This window comes from Mesorhizobium sp. WSM4828 (genome assembly GCF_055811175.1).
Genome location: NZ_JBVVQK010000001.1, coordinates 501874 through 523360, shown reverse-complemented (window position 1 = coordinate 523360; position 21487 = coordinate 501874). Strand labels below are relative to the sequence as shown.

The 21487-nt window shown below is 61.9% G+C and carries 22 protein-coding genes; 13 read left to right on the top strand and 9 right to left on the bottom strand.

The annotated features are described in order from the left end of the window. Nucleotides 1-231 precede the first annotated feature (231 nt). Nucleotides 232-1503 carry a tyrosine-type recombinase/integrase gene (locus tag AC0L2X_RS02620; protein WP_473599244.1) on the bottom strand — a complete coding sequence of 424 codons (1272 nt, stop codon included), beginning with the start codon at nucleotides 1501-1503 and terminating at the stop codon, nucleotides 232-234. Nucleotides 1504-2462: 959 nt separating this feature from the next. Here AC0L2X_RS02620 and AC0L2X_RS02615 point away from each other — a divergent pair. The 4 genes from AC0L2X_RS02615 (at nucleotide 2463) to AC0L2X_RS02600 (ending at nucleotide 6167) form a co-directional block, all read left to right on the top strand. Next, a complete protein-coding gene (locus AC0L2X_RS02615) occupies nucleotides 2463-2780 on the top strand; it encodes a hypothetical protein (protein ID WP_473553573.1) in 318 nt (105 codons plus the stop codon). Continuing rightward, nucleotides 2780-3826 (top strand): DUF7146 domain-containing protein, encoded by a 1047-nt coding sequence (locus AC0L2X_RS02610; protein ID WP_473553694.1) that lies wholly within the window; start codon nucleotides 2780-2782, stop codon nucleotides 3824-3826. Before AC0L2X_RS02615 ends, AC0L2X_RS02610 begins: the two co-directional genes overlap by 1 nt. Nucleotides 3827-4136: 310 nt before the next feature. After that, nucleotides 4137-5072: an SLOG family protein gene (locus AC0L2X_RS02605; protein WP_473553571.1), complete on the top strand. Its 936-nt coding sequence runs from the start codon at nucleotides 4137-4139 to the stop codon at nucleotides 5070-5072. 765 nt (nucleotides 5073-5837) lie between these two features. Further along, nucleotides 5838-6167, top strand: coding sequence for a DUF736 domain-containing protein (locus tag AC0L2X_RS02600; RefSeq protein ID WP_473553569.1), 330 nt, complete (start codon nucleotides 5838-5840; stop codon nucleotides 6165-6167). Nucleotides 6168-6283: 116 nt separating this feature from the next. Here the strand turns inward: AC0L2X_RS02600 and AC0L2X_RS02595 are convergent, their stop codons facing one another. After that, entirely contained in the window at nucleotides 6284-6511 is a 228-nt protein-coding gene (locus AC0L2X_RS02595; RefSeq protein WP_473553567.1) for a helix-turn-helix domain-containing protein, read from the bottom strand. Between the two features lie 78 nt (nucleotides 6512-6589). Between AC0L2X_RS02595 and AC0L2X_RS02590 the strand changes: the two genes are divergently transcribed. The 9 genes from AC0L2X_RS02590 to AC0L2X_RS02550 all read left to right on the top strand — a co-directional run bounded on the left by AC0L2X_RS02590 (nucleotide 6590) and on the right by AC0L2X_RS02550 (nucleotide 12619). Continuing rightward, nucleotides 6590-6868: a DNA -binding domain-containing protein gene (locus tag AC0L2X_RS02590; RefSeq protein WP_352716625.1), complete on the top strand. Its 279-nt coding sequence runs from the start codon at nucleotides 6590-6592 to the stop codon at nucleotides 6866-6868. 125 nt (nucleotides 6869-6993) lie between these two features. Next, nucleotides 6994-7218, top strand: coding sequence for a transcriptional regulator domain-containing protein (locus AC0L2X_RS02585; protein ID WP_473553565.1), 225 nt, complete (start codon nucleotides 6994-6996; stop codon nucleotides 7216-7218). Beyond that, nucleotides 7175-7801: a DUF2285 domain-containing protein gene (locus AC0L2X_RS02580; RefSeq protein ID WP_473553563.1), complete on the top strand. Its 627-nt coding sequence runs from the start codon at nucleotides 7175-7177 to the stop codon at nucleotides 7799-7801. The genes AC0L2X_RS02585 and AC0L2X_RS02580 overlap by 44 nt, the downstream gene beginning before the upstream one ends. A gap of 114 nt (nucleotides 7802-7915) precedes the next feature. Continuing rightward, nucleotides 7916-8206, top strand: coding sequence for a helix-turn-helix transcriptional regulator (locus tag AC0L2X_RS02575; RefSeq protein WP_473553562.1), 291 nt, complete (start codon nucleotides 7916-7918; stop codon nucleotides 8204-8206). A 432-nt stretch (nucleotides 8207-8638) separates the two neighbouring features. Next, nucleotides 8639-9220 (top strand): S26 family signal peptidase, encoded by a 582-nt coding sequence (locus AC0L2X_RS02570; protein ID WP_473553560.1) that lies wholly within the window; start codon nucleotides 8639-8641, stop codon nucleotides 9218-9220. Between the two features lie 23 nt (nucleotides 9221-9243). After that, nucleotides 9244-9570: a DUF736 domain-containing protein gene (locus AC0L2X_RS02565; protein WP_473553558.1), complete on the top strand. Its 327-nt coding sequence runs from the start codon at nucleotides 9244-9246 to the stop codon at nucleotides 9568-9570. A gap of 382 nt (nucleotides 9571-9952) precedes the next feature. Next, nucleotides 9953-10636 (top strand): lytic transglycosylase domain-containing protein, encoded by a 684-nt coding sequence (locus AC0L2X_RS02560; protein ID WP_473553556.1) that lies wholly within the window; start codon nucleotides 9953-9955, stop codon nucleotides 10634-10636. Then, nucleotides 10633-10890, top strand: a complete 258-nt coding sequence (locus AC0L2X_RS02555; protein ID WP_473553554.1) for a hypothetical protein — start codon at nucleotides 10633-10635, stop codon at nucleotides 10888-10890. Before AC0L2X_RS02560 ends, AC0L2X_RS02555 begins: the two co-directional genes overlap by 4 nt. Continuing rightward, nucleotides 10880-12619 carry a relaxase/mobilization nuclease domain-containing protein gene (locus tag AC0L2X_RS02550; protein ID WP_473553552.1) on the top strand — a complete coding sequence of 580 codons (1740 nt, stop codon included), beginning with the start codon at nucleotides 10880-10882 and terminating at the stop codon, nucleotides 12617-12619. Before AC0L2X_RS02555 ends, AC0L2X_RS02550 begins: the two co-directional genes overlap by 11 nt. 123 nt (nucleotides 12620-12742) lie before the next feature. Here AC0L2X_RS02550 and AC0L2X_RS02545 read toward each other — a convergent pair whose 3' ends face one another. The 7 genes from AC0L2X_RS02545 to AC0L2X_RS02515 all read right to left on the bottom strand — a co-directional run bounded on the left by AC0L2X_RS02545 (nucleotide 12743) and on the right by AC0L2X_RS02515 (nucleotide 21448). Continuing rightward, nucleotides 12743-13792 carry an L-idonate 5-dehydrogenase gene (locus tag AC0L2X_RS02545; protein ID WP_473553550.1) on the bottom strand — a complete coding sequence of 350 codons (1050 nt, stop codon included), beginning with the start codon at nucleotides 13790-13792 and terminating at the stop codon, nucleotides 12743-12745. After that, nucleotides 13789-15195: a TRAP transporter large permease gene (locus AC0L2X_RS02540; RefSeq protein WP_352452150.1), complete on the bottom strand. Its 1407-nt coding sequence runs from the start codon at nucleotides 15193-15195 to the stop codon at nucleotides 13789-13791. The genes AC0L2X_RS02545 and AC0L2X_RS02540 overlap by 4 nt, the downstream gene beginning before the upstream one ends. 3 nt (nucleotides 15196-15198) lie before the next feature. Further along, nucleotides 15199-15771 (bottom strand): TRAP transporter small permease, encoded by a 573-nt coding sequence (locus tag AC0L2X_RS02535; protein WP_473553548.1) that lies wholly within the window; start codon nucleotides 15769-15771, stop codon nucleotides 15199-15201. 143 nt (nucleotides 15772-15914) lie between these two features. Beyond that, complete coding sequence (locus AC0L2X_RS02530) at nucleotides 15915-16889, bottom strand: sialic acid TRAP transporter substrate-binding protein SiaP (protein ID WP_473553546.1); 975 nt, start codon at nucleotides 16887-16889, stop codon at nucleotides 15915-15917. 51 nt (nucleotides 16890-16940) lie between these two features. Continuing rightward, nucleotides 16941-17660, bottom strand: coding sequence for a FadR/GntR family transcriptional regulator (locus AC0L2X_RS02525; protein ID WP_473553544.1), 720 nt, complete (start codon nucleotides 17658-17660; stop codon nucleotides 16941-16943). Between the two features lie 193 nt (nucleotides 17661-17853). Next, nucleotides 17854-18759, bottom strand: coding sequence for a DMT family transporter (locus tag AC0L2X_RS02520; RefSeq protein ID WP_473553542.1), 906 nt, complete (start codon nucleotides 18757-18759; stop codon nucleotides 17854-17856). A gap of 88 nt (nucleotides 18760-18847) precedes the next feature. After that, nucleotides 18848-21448 (bottom strand): TRAP transporter permease, encoded by a 2601-nt coding sequence (locus AC0L2X_RS02515; RefSeq protein WP_473553540.1) that lies wholly within the window; start codon nucleotides 21446-21448, stop codon nucleotides 18848-18850. Nucleotides 21449-21487: the final 39 nt, after the last annotated feature.

The following is a 21487-nucleotide window of genomic DNA, read 5'->3' as shown; positions in this document are numbered from 1 at the left end:
GCCACCGTCAAGCCAAGCATCACGACCTTTGCCTCTAATCCTCCGACACTGAATGTCAGTTTCGGGACCCGGCAAACCGATCCACGGCACGGCTAGGAGCACGCCCCCTGGGGCCGGAGTAGACCTTTAGCGGGTGCGGATGGCAGTTGTGAACGTGCGATCCCATCGTCCCGAACGATGTGGATTTACCAGCAAGTCGTTATTGTTCCTGGGCTCCTTCGCCACGTTCGCTCACGACTGGTCGCGTTTCCTTTCGCCGTTTCTGTGGGAAACCTGTGGGATGAGCACACTGCGTTCGTGTCTTGTGATTTGAGTTATACTCGGAACGGTTTGCGGCGACTTGGAGAAAACCGGCTTCTTCGTGATCTTCTCGGCGGCGTCTGCCAAGAAATTAGGATGATGATGACCGTAAGTTTCGATCAGGACATCCACCGTAATGCCAAGAAAGCCGGCAGCCTGCCACATATCGGTGCCGGCCTGCATCAACCAAGTCGCCGCGGTGTGGCGCAACACGTGCGGAGTGACGTCGGGCCCCAGGCCGGCGATTTCGCGCGCGGTCTTGAAGCTCTTGTCTATCGACAGCACCGGCTTTCCATTCCATTCCACGACAAAATCCTGCGATATCTTGCGACCGATGTTGGCACTTTTGCCGCGCGATTTGGTCTCGATGTGGAGATCAGTGCGCGCCCAGCGCCGGAGGTGCGCTAGCAGCCGCTGCGGCAAGCGTACGGGGGGTTGCCGCTTCTTGGTCTTCCTAGCGCCGGTGGCAGCGCGATAGAAGATACCGCGGTCAAGGTCCACATGACCGCGCCCTTTGGTTGGACGCATGGCGGCACCGCAGATTGCAGCCGAGCGCGTTCCTGAATAGAGCGCGACGAGGATGAAGCGCGCGAGATGTCGCCCAGTGCGCCGGCCACTCTCTTGGCCCTTCCATGTCTGCTTCATACGCCAAGCGGCCCAGATCAGTGCGGCCGCCTCACTGCGGGTCAACCAGCGTTCGCGGGCGGCGGCCTTGTCTGGCAGGGTGATGACCGGTGCGGCGGTTGTATAACCCTCCTTGCGGTAGTAGTTGATGGCGGCACGAAGATCCTCGAGTTGGCGGCGCGCCGCGGCTTCGGAGGGGCGCGACGCAATGTACTCGCGGCAGAGTTTGCCATTGATGGCGGCGAGAGTTTTTTCCCCGAAGAAATCAAGGACCTTGTCCAGCCGAGCCGCCGTCTCTTCTGGTGTCGCGTGCTTCGGTGCAACCTCTTTAAGGTAGAGGTTGACCACATCGGCAACTAAGACGTCCTCGGCTCCCCGCGCTCGGTGGTATTTGCTTCCGATGTAGGCGGCGAGCGCCTTTTCAGCTTCAGTTCCTGGACGGCCTTTTTCGCCGCCGCCAGCGCTGATGAAGCTGGTTCCATCGCGGATAAACCATCCAGCTTTGTTTCGGCGCGTCCCATCTTTTTTCCAGCTTTCGTCACGCCATACCAGGCGTGGCCCTTTCGACGTCCGCGGCATAGTTCCCTCATCCTCGCGATTGCCATCAGGCTCACATATTCCTTTCCGGCGATTAGCTCCGTTTCAAGTCGACCGGCGTCACGTTCCTTGCGTAGGCCTGCTGCGCTCATCGAGCCGTCGGGAAAGGCAATTCGCGCAGCGATTTCGACGCGCAGTGGCGTGGTCTCGTCGAATTGGTCGGGGATTTTCAATAAGAAGCCCTCAGCAGTTCTTAGGTCCGAGCTGTTCGCCGACCTCGTTGAGCACTCCGTCCTGTCTCGCCGTTCTGGACATGATCCTGCCGGAGAACTCTTCTCCAAAAAACCGGCTGCGAAAACCGCCCGCCGGAGGTGCTGCGGCGAAGAGGCGCCTTCGACCTGTCAATCGGAGTGGTTGCGCCAACAAGTCTATGGCTGGCCTCTGCTTCCAGTCCGGCCAGACACACTCCTAAAGGGATTCGACCATCGTTTCAGTATCGATACTGCCGGCAGGGCCTATTGCGTCGCAATGCCCGCGCGCCCCGCGCCGCCTTCAAGCGAGCAGGGCAGCGGAGTATCTCCTTCGCTTCTTGGCTGGCAAGGTCATTGCTGGCGACGATTAGCGGCAGGCCGCCCGTGATGACCAACCAAGTCCAAATCGATTTCCCGTCGCAAAAGCGCACTGTTCGCTCTCGAACTCAGCCGCATACCCTCGATGTCGCAAGCCACAGCGCCGAAGGCGTGATGAAGAACGCAGATGCTTCCAATGGGGCGACCAGCCGCGCTCGTCGTTCATCGCGGCGCTGTGGTCCTTAATCGCTACTGCTGCACGTTTGTATGTTGCAGCCGCGTTTGTAAACAGGAACGCCGTCACTGAGTTGCTACCCCGCGACAACCTCGGTTGGCTGCCAAGTACAAGAGGACGAGGAGTGCCGGAATCTCCATGACGGGTTTGAAGGTCGAGAGAGAGGCTCTCGGCTGCCCGTCTCGGAGTACATTCCGATGGCGACTACCCTTCAGAAAATTACCCTTCTGTCCTCGCGAGACATTGCCTTCAAGAAGGTGGTGCTCTTCATGTCCCAGGTCCGCGTCAAGGCTGACATCTGGTTCGAGGACCTACCTGACCTCGTAGCTGAAGTGACGACCCGCTCGCACCTCATCGTGCGCAAGACCACCAGTGGTTGCATCGAGCGCCTTACCGTCCACATTCGCGCAGGGTCGGCCAGTCCCACTGAGCCGCAGGCGCTCGGACCCGCAATTCTGGGCAAGCTGCTGGAGCGCTATCCCGTGCAGGGCATCGACACGCGGGAGGATGCATGATGCCCCGACACGACGCGTCCGAACTGGCCCACCTCCTGGGTCGGCAGGCCGAAGCGGTTTGTCGCCACTATCTTTCGAACGGACATCGCGAGGGCCGCTACTGGTTTGTTGGCGATGTCCGAAATACGCCGGGCCGCTCGATGTTCGTGCGGCTCGTCGGCTCGCAGAGCGGAAAGGGCGCAGCCGGCAAGTGGACTGACGCGGCGACCGGGGAGCATGGCGATCTTCTCGATATCATCCGCGAGAGCCGCGGCTTGAGCGACTTCAGGGACGTTGCCCATGAGGCAATAGCGTTTCTCGGCTTACCGCATCCCGAGCCAGAGCAGACATCAATCCGGTCGAAGTTGCTGGCGGCGCCGGCGGAAATGTCGGAGAAAGCGCGCCGGCTGTTTGCGGTGTCGCGGCCGATTGGCGGCACGGTCGCAGAGACGTATCTGCGCAACCGCAGTATTACTGCTTTGCACGGGACCGAAAGCCTGCGTTTCCACCCCCGCTGCTATTATCGGTCCGACCAACACTCGCCAACTGAGACCTGGCCGGCGATGATCGCTTCCGTCACCGATCTCTGCGGTCGTTTGACCGGCGCACATCGCACCTGGATTGACCCTTCCGGCCGGGGCAAGGCACCAGTAGATACCCCGAGGCGCGCTATGGGCGACCTTCTCGGGCATGCGGTTCGCTTTGGTCCGCCCAACGAAGTCATGGCGGCCGGCGAGGGCATCGAGACGGTCCTGTCGCTTCGGTGTGTCTTGCCCGACATGCCCATGGCCGCAGCGCTCTCGGCCGCGCATCTTGCTGCCATCCTGTTCCCCGTCACCCTCAGACGGCTCTACATCGTCCATGACCCCGATCCAGCCGGTGACGGCGCGCGTGATGTCTTGATCGAAAGAGCAGATGCTGCCGGGATCGAGGCGATCGTGCTCTCGCCGGCATTTGGCGATTTCAACGAAGACCTCTGTAGGTTCGGCGTCGCTGATCTTAGAGCCCGCGCCCAGGTCCAACTCGCCCCGCAGGACATCGCCCGATTTGTGCCAGTGGCGGCGTAGCCCGGAACCGGTCGCTCCCCGCCATCGTGGCATTGCTAAGTGCTCCTGAGATCGGAGAGAAACCGCGCCTCCGGCCTTCAAGAGGGCGATCGGCCGGCAAACGACCCGGCCCCGCAATGTCTTCGGCCGACTATTTTCCGGCGCGCTCCCAAGGGAGCGCTTTCCATCGCGAAGCAAAATAGCCGGCCTGCGCCCTCCTCCGCTGATGCTCCGGCCCTCCGCTTCGCTGCAGGTGCAGGACCGTCCCGCCCGCCGGCTTTCGTCGCCATGAAGGCCGCGAGGGTCGCGGTCTAACCGACGGAGCATCCAAATGAGCGAGCATGACGACTACGAACCGGAGCATTCGTCCTCACCGATCGACTACGCCGTTACCGAACTCCAGCTCTATGGCTACCGGCCCTTCGCGGATGAGCCGGATCGCCGGCCGCTTCCGGAGGGCCACCGCGTCGCCGGCGCGATTGCAGACATCTTCGACGCGTTCGTCGCCACCCTGCAAGATACCCGCCTCGAGCCCGACCTCGACGACCTCCTTTGGTCGACCGTCAATGTCTTTCACCGCGCCGCAGATCGGATCGAGCGTGAACTTGACCATAACGAGCAGGCGCAGCGCCGCAGCCAGCGTGAGCAGGACGCCAGCGAAGTGAAATCGGTCGAGCTGGAACGCCTGACGGCCGAAGGACAGACTCTCATCGAACGCCAGAACGCCTTCGAACTGATGCGCGATCAGGCCGCCGAGCACTATGAGCGCCACACCGGATCGAGCTGGCGACCGCGCAGCGGATCAATGGTCAACCACCGCAACCTGACCTCTGCGGTGATCGACAGCCGCGATTTTCTCAGCGCCAAGAAACGCGCCTCTCAGGAAGTCCTTCTGCCACCAGGCCCGAAGATCGCCTTCACTGCCGGTCTCGACTTCAACGATCACCAGTTGATCTGGGCCAAGCTCGACCAGGTCCACGCCAGGCATCCCGATATGGTCTTGATGCACGGGAAATCGCCGAAAGGTGGCGAAAAGGTCGCCTCCTGCTGGGCCGACCATCGCAAGGTGCCCCAAATCGGCTTTGCCCCCGATTGGACAAAGCATGGGAAAGCCGCCCCGTTCAGGCGCAATGACGCAATGCTGGACGTGCTGCCGATCGGCGTCATCGTCTTTCCCGGGACTGGAATTCAGGACAATCTTGCCGACAAGGCAAAGAAGCTCGGCATACCAGTCCTCGACTTCCGCCCCAAAGGAGGCGGCGCATAGCGCCGCTCTCTTCCCTTTGTCCGTTGCACGATACGGCCACGGTCGGGCCGCGGGGCTTCTTCCAGTTCGCTGGATTGGATGGGTCCGGGATGCCGGATTTTTCCACTCCGCCGACGCCGTTTGTTGCGATAGTCAAATTGACGTGGATGCGAAGGTGCGCGACGCTATCACGCTTACCTTCCACGTTTTTCAGCTGCTTCGCAGCCGGCATCACCGGCGAGATAGTTACGTCCGTTCAACCGGACGGGACCTGGATCGGGGCGAACTCACCGAAGGACCGGGGCGGATCGGATGCTGTTTCTGACCAGCCAGTGCATCGTCTTCGATATCGGTGACGCGGGTTCGCGCGAGACACAGTTCGGGTCGGCCACGACGTGCCGTCCCGTTCCAAACATGGCGAATTTCCGGTGATGCACGTCAGCCTTGAGCTGATCCATGGCGTGCGTGTCTTAGGCGCGGTGCTAGCACCAGCTCGCGGTTGCCGTTGATGTCTCTATCTGGTCTGCCGCTCCAGACGGCCTCTTCAATGGCCTGATCTGGCCGAAGGTCGGCTTCGCCTCAATCGCCTAAGCCGCAATGGCGCCGATCGACTTTCTCCCCCTGCCGGCTTCGCCGTCATTCCTCGCGAAACAACAAAGTCGCTTGGCTGTCATCCTCCGCTGACGCTGCGGTCGCAAGCGATGCGGCGTCGATCGCCTCCGGCCCTCAGATCGCCATCGAGGCCGCACTGGTGCGGGCTCGAAACAGAGTTCAAGGAGAAAGCTCATGGCGACCATCGGAACCTTCAAAAAGACCGGCAACAACGAGTTCACAGGCGAAATCATCACTCTCTCGCTTCAGGCCAAAAACGTCCGCATCGTGCCCGAGGCAAACCGCTCCGGCGACACCGCACCCAGCCATCGCGTCTTCGTAGGGCAGGTCGAGATCGGCGCCGCATGGGCCAAGCGCTCCAGCGAGGGCCGCGAATATCTCGGCCTGAAGTTGGACGATCCAAGCTTCACCGCTCCAATCTACGCTAACCTCTTCGACGATGACGACGCAGAAAGCCAAAGCCTCATCTGGTCCCGGCCCAACGGCCGCCGTAACGGCGATTGACAGCCGCGAGCTCCCGCCCGCGACCGGGCGGGAGCTGGTTTTTGCTTGTGAACGCTGCAGTGGACTGCAGTTGCGGTTCACCGCAGCCATCAAAAATCGCCCGAGAATCGTTCGTATCATCTTTGAAGACTCGGTGCGGGACGTCTGAGCAGATCTGCGGCCTCGATGCCAAGGACGTTTGCCAACCTGTCGGCCACGTCTATCGTTGCGCCATAGACGCTGCGTTCCAATGCACTGACGTAGGTGCGATCAACGTCCGCACGGTGGGCAAGTTCTTCTTGCGAAAGCCCCGCCGCCTTTCGGTATCGCCTCAGATTGCGCGCAAATACCTCGCGTATTTCCATGTCCGCGAGTGCAATGCCTTGTCGAGTATCCAACCACGGAGTATTCTCGACAAATTGACTTCGACGATTGGAAATCACTTGCTCAAGCCACTGCTCGATCCTGACGTCGCCGACATTGCGCCGGACGCCCCGATCCTGACCGGCTATGATGAGGAGCGGCTACTTACCTACATTCGCCTGCTTGATGCGGCGGCGGAAGATGCCGACTGGCGAGAGGTGGCCAGGATCGTCCTGCACATTGACCCAGAACAGGAGCCGGAGCGGGCCTTCCGGTCTTGGGAAACCCATCTTGCACGCGCGCGATGGATGACGACCAGCGGCTACCGGTACCTTCTCGCAGGCGGCGCTCCCCATTGAGCGCCCAGTCACGCTTTGCTGAATCAGCGCAATGATTTGCCGACTCTCCAACTATTCATATTTCTCCTCGCCCTGAATGTTGATGCCGGGGCCTCAGATGCAGTGATGCGGAGAGGACAGGAACCGTGCAGGACGATTGGACCGAACCGGCGGCCTACGTTCACATGAGCAGCTACCAAGCTGAGGAGTTCGCCGCCGAGTATCTGATCCGGAACGACAAATTCATCGCCGAGTGCAGTCAGATCGCATCGCAGCTCTCAAGCTCCGGAGATCCTGTCGATCAGCGCGACTTCGCTGCCCGTTGGGGTGCGCGATTTCAAGACTGCCGGTGCCGGATTTCCGCAGGCTGAGAATATCATCTGGACAGAACAGGCCTCGCCGCGCGTGCTGCGGACCGCGCGGATGTCTGCCTCTTTCAGCCCCTCTCATCAGGGAATTCGGCCTTCCAGACTTATCGGAGCCAGCGTTTGGGAGCAGCAAGAAGGGCTCCACATTCTTTGGTCTGCTCCAACCGGGAACAGCCATCTGGTCTGCGAAGACGGCTCCGGCGAATTCGATGCTATCTTTCTGCCGCTCGACGCTGCATTTGAGACGCGGCTCGATGCGGCGCGCCGGCTCTGGCGGGCGCTGAACGGCCGAGCTGCCGGTCCATCCTACGGCTCGTTACCGCAACAGACCAGGATCAGGCACATCCTCAATTTGCGCGCGCATGATGGCCGCCACATGGGTGCAACCTATCGTCAGATCGCGGAGGTGCTGTTGTCGCGAGAGCCGATTGTACCGCGGGACTGGCGTGATCATCACCTCCGGCACAAGGTCCGGGCTATCTTGCGTCGTGCAGCTTTTTTAGTCGCTGGCGGCTATCGCGATCTTCTCTTCTACCCCCACAGTCGCAGCGGGAAGTCCGGCCGCCGAAGTCTCTCATCGGGGTAGCAACAACACGCCCCCCGATCTTTGCCCTCCCTGCCTTTCCCCCATTTCGAGCATGATCCGCTTTGCGCGTCCCGGCAGGCCAGGATGACAGCACAACCGAATGGAGATCGAGCAATGTCGAAGGGTCCCGCGGACGCGCCCCGAAAATACCTGCGCACAAAGGAGGCAGCACCCATTGTCGGACTGTGCGCCCGTACACTCGAAAAGCACCGGACCTATGGCACTGGGCCGAAATACCGAAAGATCGGTGGACGCGTCCTCTACGACATCGACGACTTGCATGCCTGGATAGAGCTCGGCGTACGCACCTCCACCAGTGATGCGAACGCGACCAATGTTCCGCCGGCAAAACCACATGCAGCCCGCGCGCCGGCTTATGTCGGCACGCGCGACCGCTGCTCCTGATCTCTGGCACAATGAAATGCAGTATCCCGAGACTATTCAGCAGCAGCTTGCGCTGCCTCACGCTTACCCATCTGGCTTCGCTCCACGCGGTACTCAGGATCATGTGGCGTGGCTGCTCGTCTTGTTGGTGAAATCTCGCTGCCTGACAGCGATCCACTCTCATGCGGACAGGGAATCGTTCTGCGTTGAGGCGGCGAATGTGCATGGCATGACGATTTGGAACGCTGACATCCCGGTCTGGGCCGCGCCGCAAACCATCCACGCCCATGCCAGGAGATTGCCGCCGCGCCTGATCGCGACGAAACGGCACCAAACGCCGGCCTTGATGTGGCCTGGCCAACGCGTCCACAGCTGGATGGCCGCATGCGAGCGCCCGAGTCTCCACAGACACAAGCGTCGTAACGTTTCCCTGTTGCGCCCCAGGATCGAGTCATGAGCAAGCGCATGAAGATCATCGCCGCGATGGTTGGCGGCTCGGTGCTCGCCGCGGCGCCGCCGTGGATTAGTCATCCGCCGCTGGCTATCTGGAACGCGTCCGCGAGCGTCCCCATCGGGCTCTATCGCACCCTGCCGGCCGACAAAATCCGTGTTGCCAGCATCGCCGTCATCGTGCCGCCAGAGCCATTGGCGGCCTTCATGGCAAGACGCGGATATCTGCCGAAAAACGTGCCGCTCCTGAAGCAGGTTTTGGCACTCGGGGGCGCGACAGTCTGCCGCGAAGGTACAGCGATCATCGTCAACGGCAGGACCTATGGGCATGCACGCGAGCGTGACAGCCGCGGTCGACCCCTGCCCAGTTGGCGGGGCTGCCGTGAGATCGCCGACGGCGAGGTCTTCCTCATGAACCCGGACGCTACTGGAAGTTTTGACAGCCGCTATTTCGGTCCGCTCCCGCTCTCATTGATTGTTGCTCGCGCGGTTCCCGTCTGGACCGCGGAACGCGCCACTCCGGCGCTGGATGTCACCAACGGCTTTTCCCGGCGAACCGTTACGTCTCGGCTCAACGCTCACTAAACCCTCATGAAAGGAGCACTGCTATGCCCCAGATCGGCACCTTCACACGCAATGATGACGGCTTCTTCGGCAATCTCTCAACGCTGACGATCGAGGCGAAGATTGCCATTCTGCCTGCTGAGAAATCCAAAACCGAAAACGCGCCCGACCACCTCGTCTATTGCGAGGGAATGGCGGTCGGCGCGGCGTGGGACCGCACCGGAGACAAGGCTGGGGACTATATCTCCATCTCAATTGACGACCCGTCCTTTACGCAGCCTATCCGCGCGAAGCTATTCCGGTCCGACGCCGAGAACCGCGTCTGGAGCCTGCACTGGAGCCGGTCACCGAAGCGCGAGGGGCGAGGCTGAACAGATGCTGTTTGAGCCCTTCGATGAATCTTGCTCGTCAACGCCTTTGACCGATCGGACGCCGGCCAAAGCCTTGGAGAGGATCGCCAGTCCGGCAGCAGCGCGCGACGACCATCAGAGGCGGCCGGACACTTGCTTGTCACTCCAGAGGCCGATTTCATCAGCGTTTTGGCAAAGCTGGTCGGGCCAGCGAGGCGTCGCGCTTAACGGAAGTGAACACCGTAGCGGGCTGGCAGCTCATCGGTTCCGGGGTCGGCGGGATGCCGTCCACAGCGGTGTGACAAGGATTGCCACATGCATCGTGCTCGCCTTCGCGACTCCGGAAGCTGTTGCAAACGCATGCTCTCATGGTGAACGGTCGGCTCACTCCGAGAGCACGATCTTGTCGGCTGGCCAGTGGTCGCGGCATATCCGGCAAGCGGCTAAACGGTTCGCCATTCCGGAGCGTTTGCTTACCGGCGTCATGCATGTCGAGAGCGTCGGCGATGTTCGAGCGCGTTCAAGAAAGGGCGCAATGGGGCTGATGCAGATAATGCCGGCGACCTGGGAAGAACTGCGCATCAAGCACCGACTCGGCCACGATCCCTATCAGCCGCGTGACAACATCCTTGCAGGCGCTGCGTATCTTCGCGAAATGCTCGACACCTTCGGGCGCCGCGGCTTTCTTGCCGCTTACAATGCCGGCCCTGGACGGTACAAGGAACATTTGTCCACCGGCCGTCCGCTGCCACGCGAGACGGTCGACTACGTCAGGAAACTCGCGCCGCTTATCAATGACTCAGTTCCCAGTCCGGGGTGTGCACAGCAAGGAAGAGACAGAGGCACCTCACGCAGTACCGCGCTTTTTGCGCATACCCATTACATTCGGAACGCCGCTGCATTGAATGGCAATGGCTATGCAGAGACCACCTTTGCGGCGATTCATTCGTCCACAATGCAGTCGCTAACGGGCAATTCTGTTGCTGACCTGACCGCGATCGAGCCATGGCCAGGTGAGAGCCGTTTCTGGCCGAACCCCGCTGTTCGAGGGCTATTCGCCCAGCGCGCTTCACCGGCCTTGCGATGATCGGCAGATTCCTCCTGGATTGCATTCCGGCCTGTTCCGTCGCCGAATTTGCGCTGGAAGGGCTGGCCGCAGATAAGGGGGCAGAGATTGGCAGGATAAAGGGCCGCGAGGTGCGGCTCGATCGGCCGTTTGTTTTCCTTGTGAGTTTCAACTCGATTCGCGATGTGCTGGCACAAACGGCGATGTGCGCTATTCCCTTTTTTCGGTCTTTCCATCGGAAACCGCACCTCGTGGCCGCCTGGCATGAAACGTGACGATAGCTTTCGCGTCCGCCCTGGTCGCATCCGCTCCCGCGCCGGCCAGCGCGCGCGACCCTTCATCTTCCAGGCGCTTGCGGCCACGCAGCGCGCTGGCGGTCACCTTACAAGCAAGGGCCGGATCACCTCCCCACGAGCTTCAACGTTTGGCCGCGGCAGGTCGGCGGCCATCCGCGCCAGTCACCTCGTCTCTGAGCGCTCACGAGGCGCCGTCGTCAAGACCCGTGTGGTGCGGCAGTTCAGGGGGTCTCCACCACTCGCCACCTATCTCAAGTACCTTCGGCGCGAAGGTGTTACACGTGATGGCGAGAAGGCGAGGATGTTCGGCCCCGACACCGAAGAGGCAGATGATGACGCCTTCTCCGACCGCTGCAAGGACGATCGGCATCACTTCCGTCTCATCGTTTCGCCCGACGATGCAATGGAACTCGGTGACCTCAAGAACTTCGCTCGTGAACTAATGGTAGACATGGAACGTGACCTCGGCACGAGGCTCGACTGGATTGCCGTCGATCACTGGAACACAGAACATCCCCACGTTCACATCCTCGTTCGCGGCATTGCCGACGATGGCGAGAATCTTGTCATCTCTCGCGACTATATCCGCCAGGGCATGCGCGATCGGGCGAGCGACATTCTCACCCAGACGCTGGGGCTCCGTACCGACCTCGACGTCCGCCAGGCCATCGAGCGGCAGGTCGACACTGAGCGCTGGACGCAGCTCGATCGCCAGCTTGTTCGCGACATCAACCGTCATGGCGTCATTGAAGTGGCACCACATCCTGATGGCCAGCCCGACGAATTCCTGGGGCTCAAGGTCGGCCGGCTCCGGCAGCTGGAACGCCTAGGCCTCGCTTATGAGATTCATCGGGGCCAATGGATAATGGCCGAAGAAGCCGAGCTGACTTTGCGCGCCCTCGGCGAACGCGGCGACATCATCAAGCGCGTGCACCGCAGCCTCACCGCGCGGGGGCTAGAAAGAGGGACAACCGGCTATGTGCTCGCGGCCGAAAAGATTGATGCGCCGGTGATCGGGCGACTGCTCGAACGCGGCCTCGACGAACTGCGCGGCTCGGCCTACGCCATCGTCGACGGCATCGACGGTCGCCCGCACCACATTCGCTTCTATGACCCTGACGCGGCCGGGGACTCGGACCCAGGATCGGTTGTGGAGTTGTGCCGCGATTCTGGTGCAACTGGCTCTGGCAGGGTCAGTCTCGAGGTCCGCTCTGATCTTTCGATCGAACAGCAGGTCCATGCTTCCGGCGCGACCTGGCTCGATCGGCAACTTGTTGCGCGCAAGCCAGCCGAACTCCGCGACGGCGGCTTTGGCGGGGAGGTAAGACAGGCACTGGAAGATCGGGTCGACGAGCTTGTCAGGCGCGATCTGGCCAGGCGCGAGGGACAGCGCGTTGTTCTAGCGCCCAATCTGATCGATACGCTACACGATCATGAGGTGGAATCGCTCGGTGCCCGCCTCGCCGCCGAGACCGGCCTGTCATTCAGAAACGCTGCCAACGGCGATCATGTGGCTGGGATTTACCGGCAGCGCTTCTCGCTGGCTTCCGGCCGGTTCGCTATGATCGACAATGGGCTGGACTTCAGGCTCGTGCCCTGGTCGCCATCGCTCGAACAGCGCTTTGGCAATCAGGTTTCCGGAGTCGTGTGTCCGGATACAGGAGGCGTGGATTGGAGCTTGGGAAAGAAGCGCGGCATCGGGTTGTGAGACGACACGCGCAGATTCTGTCTGATGCTGTTCTCAGGAAGCCAGCACCGGGCGTTTCACATCTGCATGTACCTCCCCAGCCGACGCCGTGGCCTTTTTCAAAACAGGCCTGCAAATTCTCGATTAGTCCGCGGTCAGCACGACCTTGACGCTTTGTGAACGGTCGGCGGCAAGACGGAACGCATCGGGGGCCGAAGAAAGCGTCCGCTCCGCTGTCACCAGCTTCAGGACGTTGACCTCACCCGACACGATGAGATCAACTGCCTGGCCGAACTCTGTGCCGAAGCGGAAGGTGCCTCTGAGGTCGATCTCCTTGGCCATCACCGCATTGGCAGGCAGTGGGATCTGGCCACCGGGAAGGTTGCCGACCTGGACCACAGTGCCACCGCGCCGGACGCTGGCGATCGCAGCCGCAAGGCCGGCCGCGCTGCCTGAAATCTCGAACGCCACATCAAGCGAACCACCCGCCGCGAGCGCCCGGAGCTCGGCGTCGCCGCCGGAAATGTCGATCGTCCTGTCGGCGCCCAACCTGCGGGCGAAGGCAAGCGGAGCGGCGGCGATATCGACGACGGTCAGTTCAGCGCAGCCGGCAAGCCTGGCCGCGAGCATGGTCAAGAGACCGATGGGGCCGGCACCGAACAGGATGACGTTGCGGCCCCTGATGTCGCCGGCCCGCGCGACGGCGTGCAGGCTGACCGCCAGGGGTTCGGCAAGTGCCGCCGCCTGGTAGGCCACATCAGATGGAACCTTGAAGCATTGCGCGGGCGTGGCGTCGAACAGACTGGCGAAGCCGCCCTTCATGTGCGGTGTCTTCGATGCCGAGCCCATGAAGTAGATGTTTTCGCAGAGATTGGCGCGCCCCTCCAGGCATCGCGCGCAATGCCCGCACCAGCGCGACGGATTGACCGCGATATGGTCGCCGACGCCCAGGCCGGGTGCCGCGCCGTTGATCTCGACGATTTCGCCTGAGATTTCGTGGCCGAGGACAAGCGGCGAGGTCACCACGAAGTCGCCGGTACGGGCATGGCGGAAATAATGCAGGTCGGAGCCGCAGATGCCCCCTGCCCCGAAGCGCACCCGCACCATGCCTGGTGCCAGCGGTTCGAGCGGACGCTCCACGACGCGCAGGTCCTGCGCGCCGAACAGCGTCGCGGCAATCACCTGGCCACTCACCGGATCAAACCCATCTCTGTCGGCAGCCAGAGCGTGATGGCGGGTATGAAGGTGATCAGAAGCAGCGCCACGATAAGCGGCACCAGCCACGGCAGGATCGCCATGGTGGTGCGCTCGACAGAAAGCTTGGCGACGCGTGACAGCACGAACAGCACCATGCCGAGCGGCGGGTGCAAAAGGCCGATCATCAGGTTGAGCGTCATGATCAGCCCGAAATGCACCGGGTTGATGCCGTAGACGGCGGCGACCGGCAGCAGGATCGGCACCAGAATCGTGATCGCGGCGATCGTATCGAGGAAGCAGCCGACCACCAGCATCAGGATGTTGACCAGGATCAGGAAGACCCACTTGTTTTCGGTGAGCGCGAAAATGAAGTTCGAAAACAGCTGTGCCGCCTGGCTGACGGTGAGCAGCCAGGCGAAGATCGATGCGGCGGTAACGATGAAGAGCACCGAGGCGGTCGTCTCGATCGTGTCGAAGCTGGCCTTGGCAAGCAAACGCAGCGTCATCGTGCGGTAGCGCACCAGCCCGAGGAAAAGCGACCAGATCACAGCCGCCATCGCCGCTTCGGTTGGCGTGAACCAGCCCATTGTCATGCCGCCGATCAGGATGACCGGCGTCATCAGCGCCATGACCGCAGAGAAATCGAAATACCAGTCAGCTGCGATCAGCACCAGCAGCGCGATGCCGACCGCGATGTTGATCGACAGGCCAAGTTGCACAAGCACGTAACAGCCAATCGGAAAGGCAGCCACCACCAGCACCTCGCCCGCTGCTTCGGCGAGCCGCCGAAGCTCGAAAGGTGTGTCGGAGCCCCAGCCGCGACTGTAGGCAAAGATGGCGACCGTAATCATCATCAGCACGGTCATGACCACGCCGGGCAGGATGCCGGCCATGAACAGCGCGCCGATCGAGACATTGGCCATCATGCCGTAGATGACGAAGGGCAGCGAGGGCGGAAAGATCGGCCCGAGCGTGGCGGAAGCGGCGGTGACGCCGACCGCGGCGTCGATCGGATAGCCGTGGTCCTTCATCGCCTTGATCTCGATGGTGCCAATGCCGGCAGCGTCGGCGAGCGCGGTGCCCGACATCCCGGAAAAGATCACCGATCCGATGATGTTGACCTGCGCCAGGCCGCCCTTCATCCAGCCGACCAGGGCGAGGGCGAAGGAATAGATGCGCCCGGTGACGCCGGCGATGTTCATGAGGTTGCCGGCCAGGATGAAGAAGGGCACGGCGAGCAGCGGAAAGCTTTCCACACCGGCGATCATGCGCTGGGCTGCGATGATATCGGGCGCCACGCCGTAGATGACGAGGTAAAGGATCGAGGCGGCCGCCATCGAAACAGCGACCGGCACGCCGATGAGCATCAGGACAAGAAAGCCCCCTACCAGAAGCAGCATCGCTCAGACCCCCGCCGTCTCGAACGCACCGGGACGCTCGAGCACCGAATAGCCGCGCCGGTAATTGCCGATGAAGACCTGGATCGAGCGCAGAAGCATCAGCACGAAGCCGGCCAGTACGGCGTAGAAGAACCAGCGCCGCGGCAGGTTGACGGTGACCATGCGCTCATGCGCCACGATCATGACATAGCGCCACATCAGCCATGTTCCGTAGGCGAAGAATGCGATGCGGATAATATCGACGGCGAGCGCCAGCCAGCGGCCGACACGCTCCGGCAGATAGTGGTAAAGCACGTCGACGTGGATATGGCGCGACAGGCGCACGCACATGGCGGCGCCAAGAAAGACAACGACGACGAGCGCGTTGATGGCGATCTCCTCGGTCCAGGCAAAGCTGTTGTTCAGCGCATAGCGGGTGAAGAACTGCAGGAAGACACAGACGACCATGCCCCAGAACACGGCAAGCGTGACCCAGTCCTCGATACCGTGGTCCGACAGGTCGACGTGTACCGGCACCTCCTCGAATGCGTGCGCGATCTCTTCGACGGTGATCTCGGTGTGGTGTTCCTCGGCCATTGGCGCGGACTCCCAAAGCTAGTGGATCGTCAAGGATTGGAAAGGCCGTCCGGCGCAATTTGAAGCCGGACGGATGGGCAGGTTAAAGCGGCGAATCCGATCGCCGCCCTATCCTCTTGATTGAGCATCCGGTTTCCGATGCTCTACTTGATGGCGCGGATCGCTTCCCAATCGGCCTTGTTGTAGCCGAACTCCTCGAAGGTGACCTTTTCCAGCACATTCTTCTCGAAATCGGCACGGTCGACATCGGTTACGGTGATGCCGCGGTCCTTGAATACCTGCACCAGTTCCTTTTCGCGGGCGACGATCTTCGCCGTGGCGCGGGCGGCAGCCTCCTGCATCACCTCGGTAAAGATCTTCTTGTCCTCGTCGGACAGCGAGGCCCAGCGCGACGCCGATATGATGGTGTTGAGATGATCGACGATATGGCCAGTGAGCACGATGTTCTTCTGCACCTCGTAGAATTTCTTCGCCTCGATGGTGGTCAGCGGGTTCTCCTGGGCCTCGACCGTGCCGTTCTGCAGGGCCAGATAGACCTCGGCGAAGGCAATCGGCGCGGTGTTGGCGCCGCAGGCACGCGGCATGGCCAGATAGGCCGGCACGTCGGGAACGCGCATCTTCAAGCCCTGCATGTCGGAGCACTTGGCGATCGGCCGGTTCGAGGTGGTCTGCCGCGTCCCGTAATAGGTGGTGGCGGCGATATGATTGCCGGTCTTGTCCTCATAGCCCTTGGTCAGGGCCTTGTAGACGTCGCTTTTGGTGTATTTCAGCAGATGGTCGGCATCGCGGAAAGTGTATGGGAAATAGGTGACGCCGATCGGCGGATATTCGCGCGCCGCGAAGCTCGATCCGGAAATGATGATGTCGACGGTGCCGAGCATCAGGCCCTGGTTGATGTCTGCTTCCTTGCCAAGCTGCGAGGCCGGATAGACGTCGATGGCATAGCGGCCCTGGGTGCGCTTCTTGATCTCGTCGGCAGCCCACACGGACTCGGTGTGGAAGGGCTCCGTCGTCTCGTAGACATGTGCCCATTTCAGGACCGTTTCCGCCGAGGCCGACGCCATGGGTATGGCAATTGCGGCGATCGCACCGAGCAGAACTGCGTATTTTCTCAGCATCTAATTCCTCCCTGGTTGAACTTGACGGCCGGATCTCCCCCCGGCCAACTGCTATTCCGCAACCTCCCTGGCTGCGGCTCTCTCATCGAAATTGCGTGAGAATCTGATTTGCGATTGGCGCAGGTGCTGCTGCATGGCGGCCTTGGCCCGCTCGGGGTCGCGCGCGGCAATTGCATCGCGCACGGCACGATGTTCCTTTGCCGCGACCTGCCAGGAATCGCTGGTCTCGAAATAGATCGACAGGCGTTCGAAGTACGGATTCATGCGCTGGTCGAAAAGCTCGCCGATGAAGCGCACCAGCACCGCATTCTCGAGAATGCCGGCGACAGCGGTATGGAATTCCCGGTCGAGCGCAATGGTCATCTTGTTGGGGTGACGCATGGCCTCCATCCGGCGCAGCACGTCGTCGAGCCGTTCGATATCTGCAGGCCGCACGTGAAGGGCCGCTTCGGCGGCGATCGCGCCTTCGACGAATTCGCGCGCGCGCAACAGCTCGAACGGGCCTTCCTCGACTTCGGGTTCGGAGGCGGCGGCGCTCGGCGGATCGGTGACGTAGATACCCGAACCGACGCGGATGCGTATGCGGCCTTCGACCTCCAGCGCTATCAGCGCTTCACGGACCGTCGGGCGGGAAATTCCGAGCTGGTCGGCCAGATCCCGCTCGGTCGGCAGACGGTCGCCGACGGAAAACTCGCCGGCATCGATCAGCTGCCTGAGCTGATCGGCGACCTGTCGGTAAAGCCGGCGTGGTTCAACGGCCTGGATCGGCATGGGCGTTTGCTTCCTCCCGGGCCATCCCCTGGTACATTGGTCTGACCCATTGACCGCAGCCTAAACGGACGACCAAGAGAGTCAAGCTGGATAAAAAGGCAGAAGAGGCGCCTGCCCCATCCATCCAGTACACCTATGTCTCGGACCACTCACCGGGGCGCGCCGCGGAAGGCGGCGCATTGCGAAACATGCGTCAGCGCCGTCCGCCGCGAATGACCAGGACGTTTCCGGCGGCGACGAGGACGAGCCCGATGATCGCGTAAGCGGTCCAGGCATAGCCTTCCAGCGCCGTGGAGATCAAAAGCGCAAAGACGGGAAATATGACGGTCGCATAGCCGGCGCGGGCGCCGCCGATGCGTCCGAGCAGCGCCAGGTAGGCGGCGAAAGCCATGACGGTCGATATGACGGCGAGGAAGACCAGCGAGCCGATATAAGAGGCGGTCGTCGCGAACACGAACGGCTCACCGAGCAGGAAGGCCAGGAACGCCGACCACAGAGTGCCATAAAGCATGCCCCAGGCGCTGGTTGAAACGAGCGGCAGGCCGCGGCGCTGGTTTGCGACGGAGACAAGATTGCCGGCACAGAAGCTCAACGTGCCGCAGAGGCACAGAAGAAGGCCCACCAACGTGCCGCCGGAAAGCCCGTTCGCGGCGATTTCGGGAAAGAACATCAGCGCTATTCCGGCGAAGCCGATGATGCCGCCGGCGAGAACGCGCGGCGCCGGGCGCTCGCCGATGACCAAGGCACCGAGCAGCATGTTGATGACCGAGGCGAGCGAGAAGACGACCGAGAGCAAGCCGCTGACGAGATAGCCGGCGCCGTAATAGAAAAACAGGAAGTTCGACGAGAAGATGAGGATGCCGAGCACAGCAAAGCGCAAATGATCGGGAATCGGAAAGCGGAGCCGCCGACCGGAAAAACCCGCCCAGGCAAACATCAGCAGCGTGGCGATGGCGAAGCGCCAGACCAGATTGACCTCGTTCGACACGCCGCTGCCGACCTGAAGTTCGATCGCGAACCACGATGCGCTCCAGGCAATGACCGTCAGCGCGTAGAGCCCGTAGTCGACGGGTTCGAAGGGGCGGTCGCGCGTCGTCATGCGCATTTCCGCGTTAGCCGGTTCCGCGGCGCCGTTTGGTTCTCTTGTTACCGACATGTTGGCCAAGACTCTTCCGCTCATAAGACACTTATAGACCCACTGTCCGCCTTCGCCGCTTCTGAACCCAGAAGATGAGACCGAGCAACAGCAGCGCTGGAACCGCGAACCAATAGCGTGACGGCCGTTCCGCAGGGACTAGCACCTGGTTGATTTCGTCGCCGGGCTGCAGGCCGAATTTGGCCGCCTGGCTGCCCAGTCGCACGACGCCGATCGTCACGCTGTCGCCAAGCGCACTGACGTCCAGGCCCGCGGCCCTCAGGCGTTCGGCCGATGAATTTCCGGGCCCGAGCTGTAGCCGCACCAGCTTCGATATCTCATCGCCGTTGAGGTTCAGTGTCGTCAGGCGCAAGCGAACCGCGCCTCCCTCGGCCGTCTCGTCGACGATGCGGCTGAGTTCGGAGGCCGGCACTGCCCGATAGGGTTCGCTCACCTGATCGAGCAACAATCCCGGCCTGAACAAGATGAAACAGGCCAGTAGCAACGCAATCGTCTCGTACCAGCGGTTGCGCACGAGCATCCAATTCTGCGTCGCTGCTACAAACGAGACCATGGCCAGCGTCGATGTCGCCACCATCGCGACGAAGTCGAACGGACCTTCGAGATCGATCATCAGCAGTCCGGTGTTGAAGATGAAGATGAACGGCAAGAGGCCGGTACGGATCTCGTATTTGAAACCCTGAATGCCGGTCTTCACCGGATCGGCGCCGGAAATTGCCGCAGCAGCATAAGCCGCCAGCCCCACTGGCGGCGTCACGTCCGCCATCAGCCCGAAATAGAAAACGAACATGTGGACGGCGACCAGCGGCACGGCAAGATCGTTCTGCGCCGCCAAATCGACAATGACCGGCGCCATCAAGGTGGCTACGACGACATAGCTTGCAGTGGTCGGCATGCCCATGCCGAGAATGATGCAGATCACAGCGGTGAACAAAAGCATGACGATGAAGCTGCCGCCCGAGATGAATTCGACCAGCTCGGTCATCACCAGCCCGATGCCGGTGAGCAGAACCGTGCCGACGATGATGCCGGCCGTCGCAGTGGCAATGCCGACCGTCGTCATGTTGCGTGCGGCGGCGGACAGGCCACCGACCAGATCGTCGAAACCGTGAAGCCAATGCCGTGCCAGCGCGCGGTCCTTGCGGAAAAAGGCGGTGAGCGGCCGCTGTGTCACGATCAGCGCCATCAGGGCGACAGCGCCCCAGAATGCCGACAGGCCGGGCGACAACTCCTCCACCATCAGGCACCAGATCAGCAGGATCACCGGCAGCAGAAAATGCAGGCCGGTGCGCGCCGTCTCGCCGAAGTGCGGAATCCTGACGATCTCGCCCTCCAGATCCTCCAGCGGCAGGTCGGGATAGCGCGCCCGGTAGGCGACAAGGCCGATGTAAACGGCGATCAGCGCGGCAGTGATCATCCAGGTCGCGGCCGCGCCGAAAACGATCTTCGTCCAGCCAATGCCGTAATAGACAAGCCCTGCGAGGACGATGAAGCCGCATATGCCCATCAGCCCGCGCAGCGCACCCTGAAATGCGGAGTGCGTGCTGCGTGACGGCAGGCCCTTCATCCCCGTTTTCATCGCCTCGATATCGACGATATAGAACAACGAGCCGTAGGTCAGCAGCGCTGGGTAGAAGGCGTGCTTCACCACCTCGGCATAGGAGATGCCGACATATTCCGCGATCAGGAACGCGGCCGCGCCCATCACCGGAGGCATCAGCTGACCATTGACGCCGGCCGCGCATTCGATGGCGCCCGCCTTCACCGCAGAATATCCGACCCGGCGCATCAACGGGATGGTGAAGGTTCCGGTGGTCACGACATTGGCGATCGACGACCCGGAAATCATGCCGGTCAGGCCGGAAGCCACGACACCGGCCTTGGCCGGACCGCCGCGGTATTTGCCAAGCAGCGAGAAGGCAAGCTGGATGAAAAAGCCGCCGGCGCCGGCGCGCTCCAGCAATGTTCCGAACAGAACGAACATGAAGACGACGTTGGTGGACACACCGAGGGCAACACCGAAGACCCCCTCTGACGTCAGCCACATCTGCGAGGCTGCGCGCGACAGCGTCGCGCCCTTGTGGCCGAGCAGGCCAGGTAGGTGAGGCCCGGCGAAGATATAGATCAGCATGATCGCCGCGATGACGGTGATGGCAGGCCCGACGGCGCGACGCGCGGCCTCGAGCAGGATGAGGACGCCGGCGATCGAGACGACAAGGTCAGCCGTAGTAGGAAGACCCGGCCGATGGGCGATATCGCTGTAAAAGACCAACAGATAGAGGGCGGACGCCGCCCCGGCGATGCCTAGCACCCAGTCGGGCAGCGGCACGCGGCTGCGCGACGAGGTCTTGAAGGCCGGAAACGTCAGCATCGCCAGAAACAGGGCGAAGGCCAGATGGATGGAGCGGGCGATGCCGTCGCTGACGACGCCGAAATTGAGCATGAACGGAAGGGGCGAGGCATACCAGAGCTGGAACAGCGACCATGCCAGCGATACGCCGAGGATCAGTTTCGCAGTGCGGCCGGTCGGCTTGCGCCCACCGGTGTCGGCCTCGGCGACGATCTCGCTGAGCTTGTCGATGTCGATAACGGGTTGGTCAGGCGCTGCCGCCCGCTGGCTTTGATCTGTCATCGTTCCCCACAATTATTTGCGATGCGAGGCGCCCTTGAC

Excerpts from the sequence above, each read along its gene's own strand:
- AC0L2X_RS02620 (WP_473599244.1), bottom strand. The coding sequence starts at position 1,503 with ATGCCGCGGACGTCGAAAGGGCCACGCCTGGTATGGCGTGACGAAAGC.
- AC0L2X_RS02615 (WP_473553573.1), top strand. The coding sequence starts at position 2,463 with ATGGCGACTACCCTTCAGAAAATTACCCTTCTGTCCTCGCGAGACATT.
- AC0L2X_RS02610 (WP_473553694.1), top strand. The coding sequence starts at position 2,780 with ATGCCCCGACACGACGCGTCCGAACTGGCCCACCTCCTGGGTCGGCAG.
- AC0L2X_RS02605 (WP_473553571.1), top strand. The coding sequence starts at position 4,137 with ATGAGCGAGCATGACGACTACGAACCGGAGCATTCGTCCTCACCGATC.
- AC0L2X_RS02600 (WP_473553569.1), top strand. The coding sequence starts at position 5,838 with ATGGCGACCATCGGAACCTTCAAAAAGACCGGCAACAACGAGTTCACA.
- AC0L2X_RS02595 (WP_473553567.1), bottom strand. The coding sequence starts at position 6,511 with ATGGAAATACGCGAGGTATTTGCGCGCAATCTGAGGCGATACCGAAAG.
- AC0L2X_RS02575 (WP_473553562.1), top strand. The coding sequence starts at position 7,916 with ATGTCGAAGGGTCCCGCGGACGCGCCCCGAAAATACCTGCGCACAAAG.
- AC0L2X_RS02570 (WP_473553560.1), top strand. The coding sequence starts at position 8,639 with ATGAGCAAGCGCATGAAGATCATCGCCGCGATGGTTGGCGGCTCGGTG.
- AC0L2X_RS02565 (WP_473553558.1), top strand. The coding sequence starts at position 9,244 with ATGCCCCAGATCGGCACCTTCACACGCAATGATGACGGCTTCTTCGGC.
- AC0L2X_RS02555 (WP_473553554.1), top strand. The coding sequence starts at position 10,633 with ATGATCGGCAGATTCCTCCTGGATTGCATTCCGGCCTGTTCCGTCGCC.
- AC0L2X_RS02550 (WP_473553552.1), top strand. The coding sequence starts at position 10,880 with ATGAAACGTGACGATAGCTTTCGCGTCCGCCCTGGTCGCATCCGCTCC.
- AC0L2X_RS02540 (WP_352452150.1), bottom strand. The coding sequence starts at position 15,195 with ATGCTGCTTCTGGTAGGGGGCTTTCTTGTCCTGATGCTCATCGGCGTG.
- AC0L2X_RS02535 (WP_473553548.1), bottom strand. The coding sequence starts at position 15,771 with ATGGCCGAGGAACACCACACCGAGATCACCGTCGAAGAGATCGCGCAC.
- AC0L2X_RS02530 (WP_473553546.1), bottom strand. The coding sequence starts at position 16,889 with ATGCTGAGAAAATACGCAGTTCTGCTCGGTGCGATCGCCGCAATTGCC.
- AC0L2X_RS02525 (WP_473553544.1), bottom strand. The coding sequence starts at position 17,660 with ATGCCGATCCAGGCCGTTGAACCACGCCGGCTTTACCGACAGGTCGCC.
- AC0L2X_RS02520 (WP_473553542.1), bottom strand. The coding sequence starts at position 18,759 with ATGACGACGCGCGACCGCCCCTTCGAACCCGTCGACTACGGGCTCTAC.
- AC0L2X_RS02515 (WP_473553540.1), bottom strand. The coding sequence starts at position 21,448 with ATGACAGATCAAAGCCAGCGGGCGGCAGCGCCTGACCAACCCGTTATC.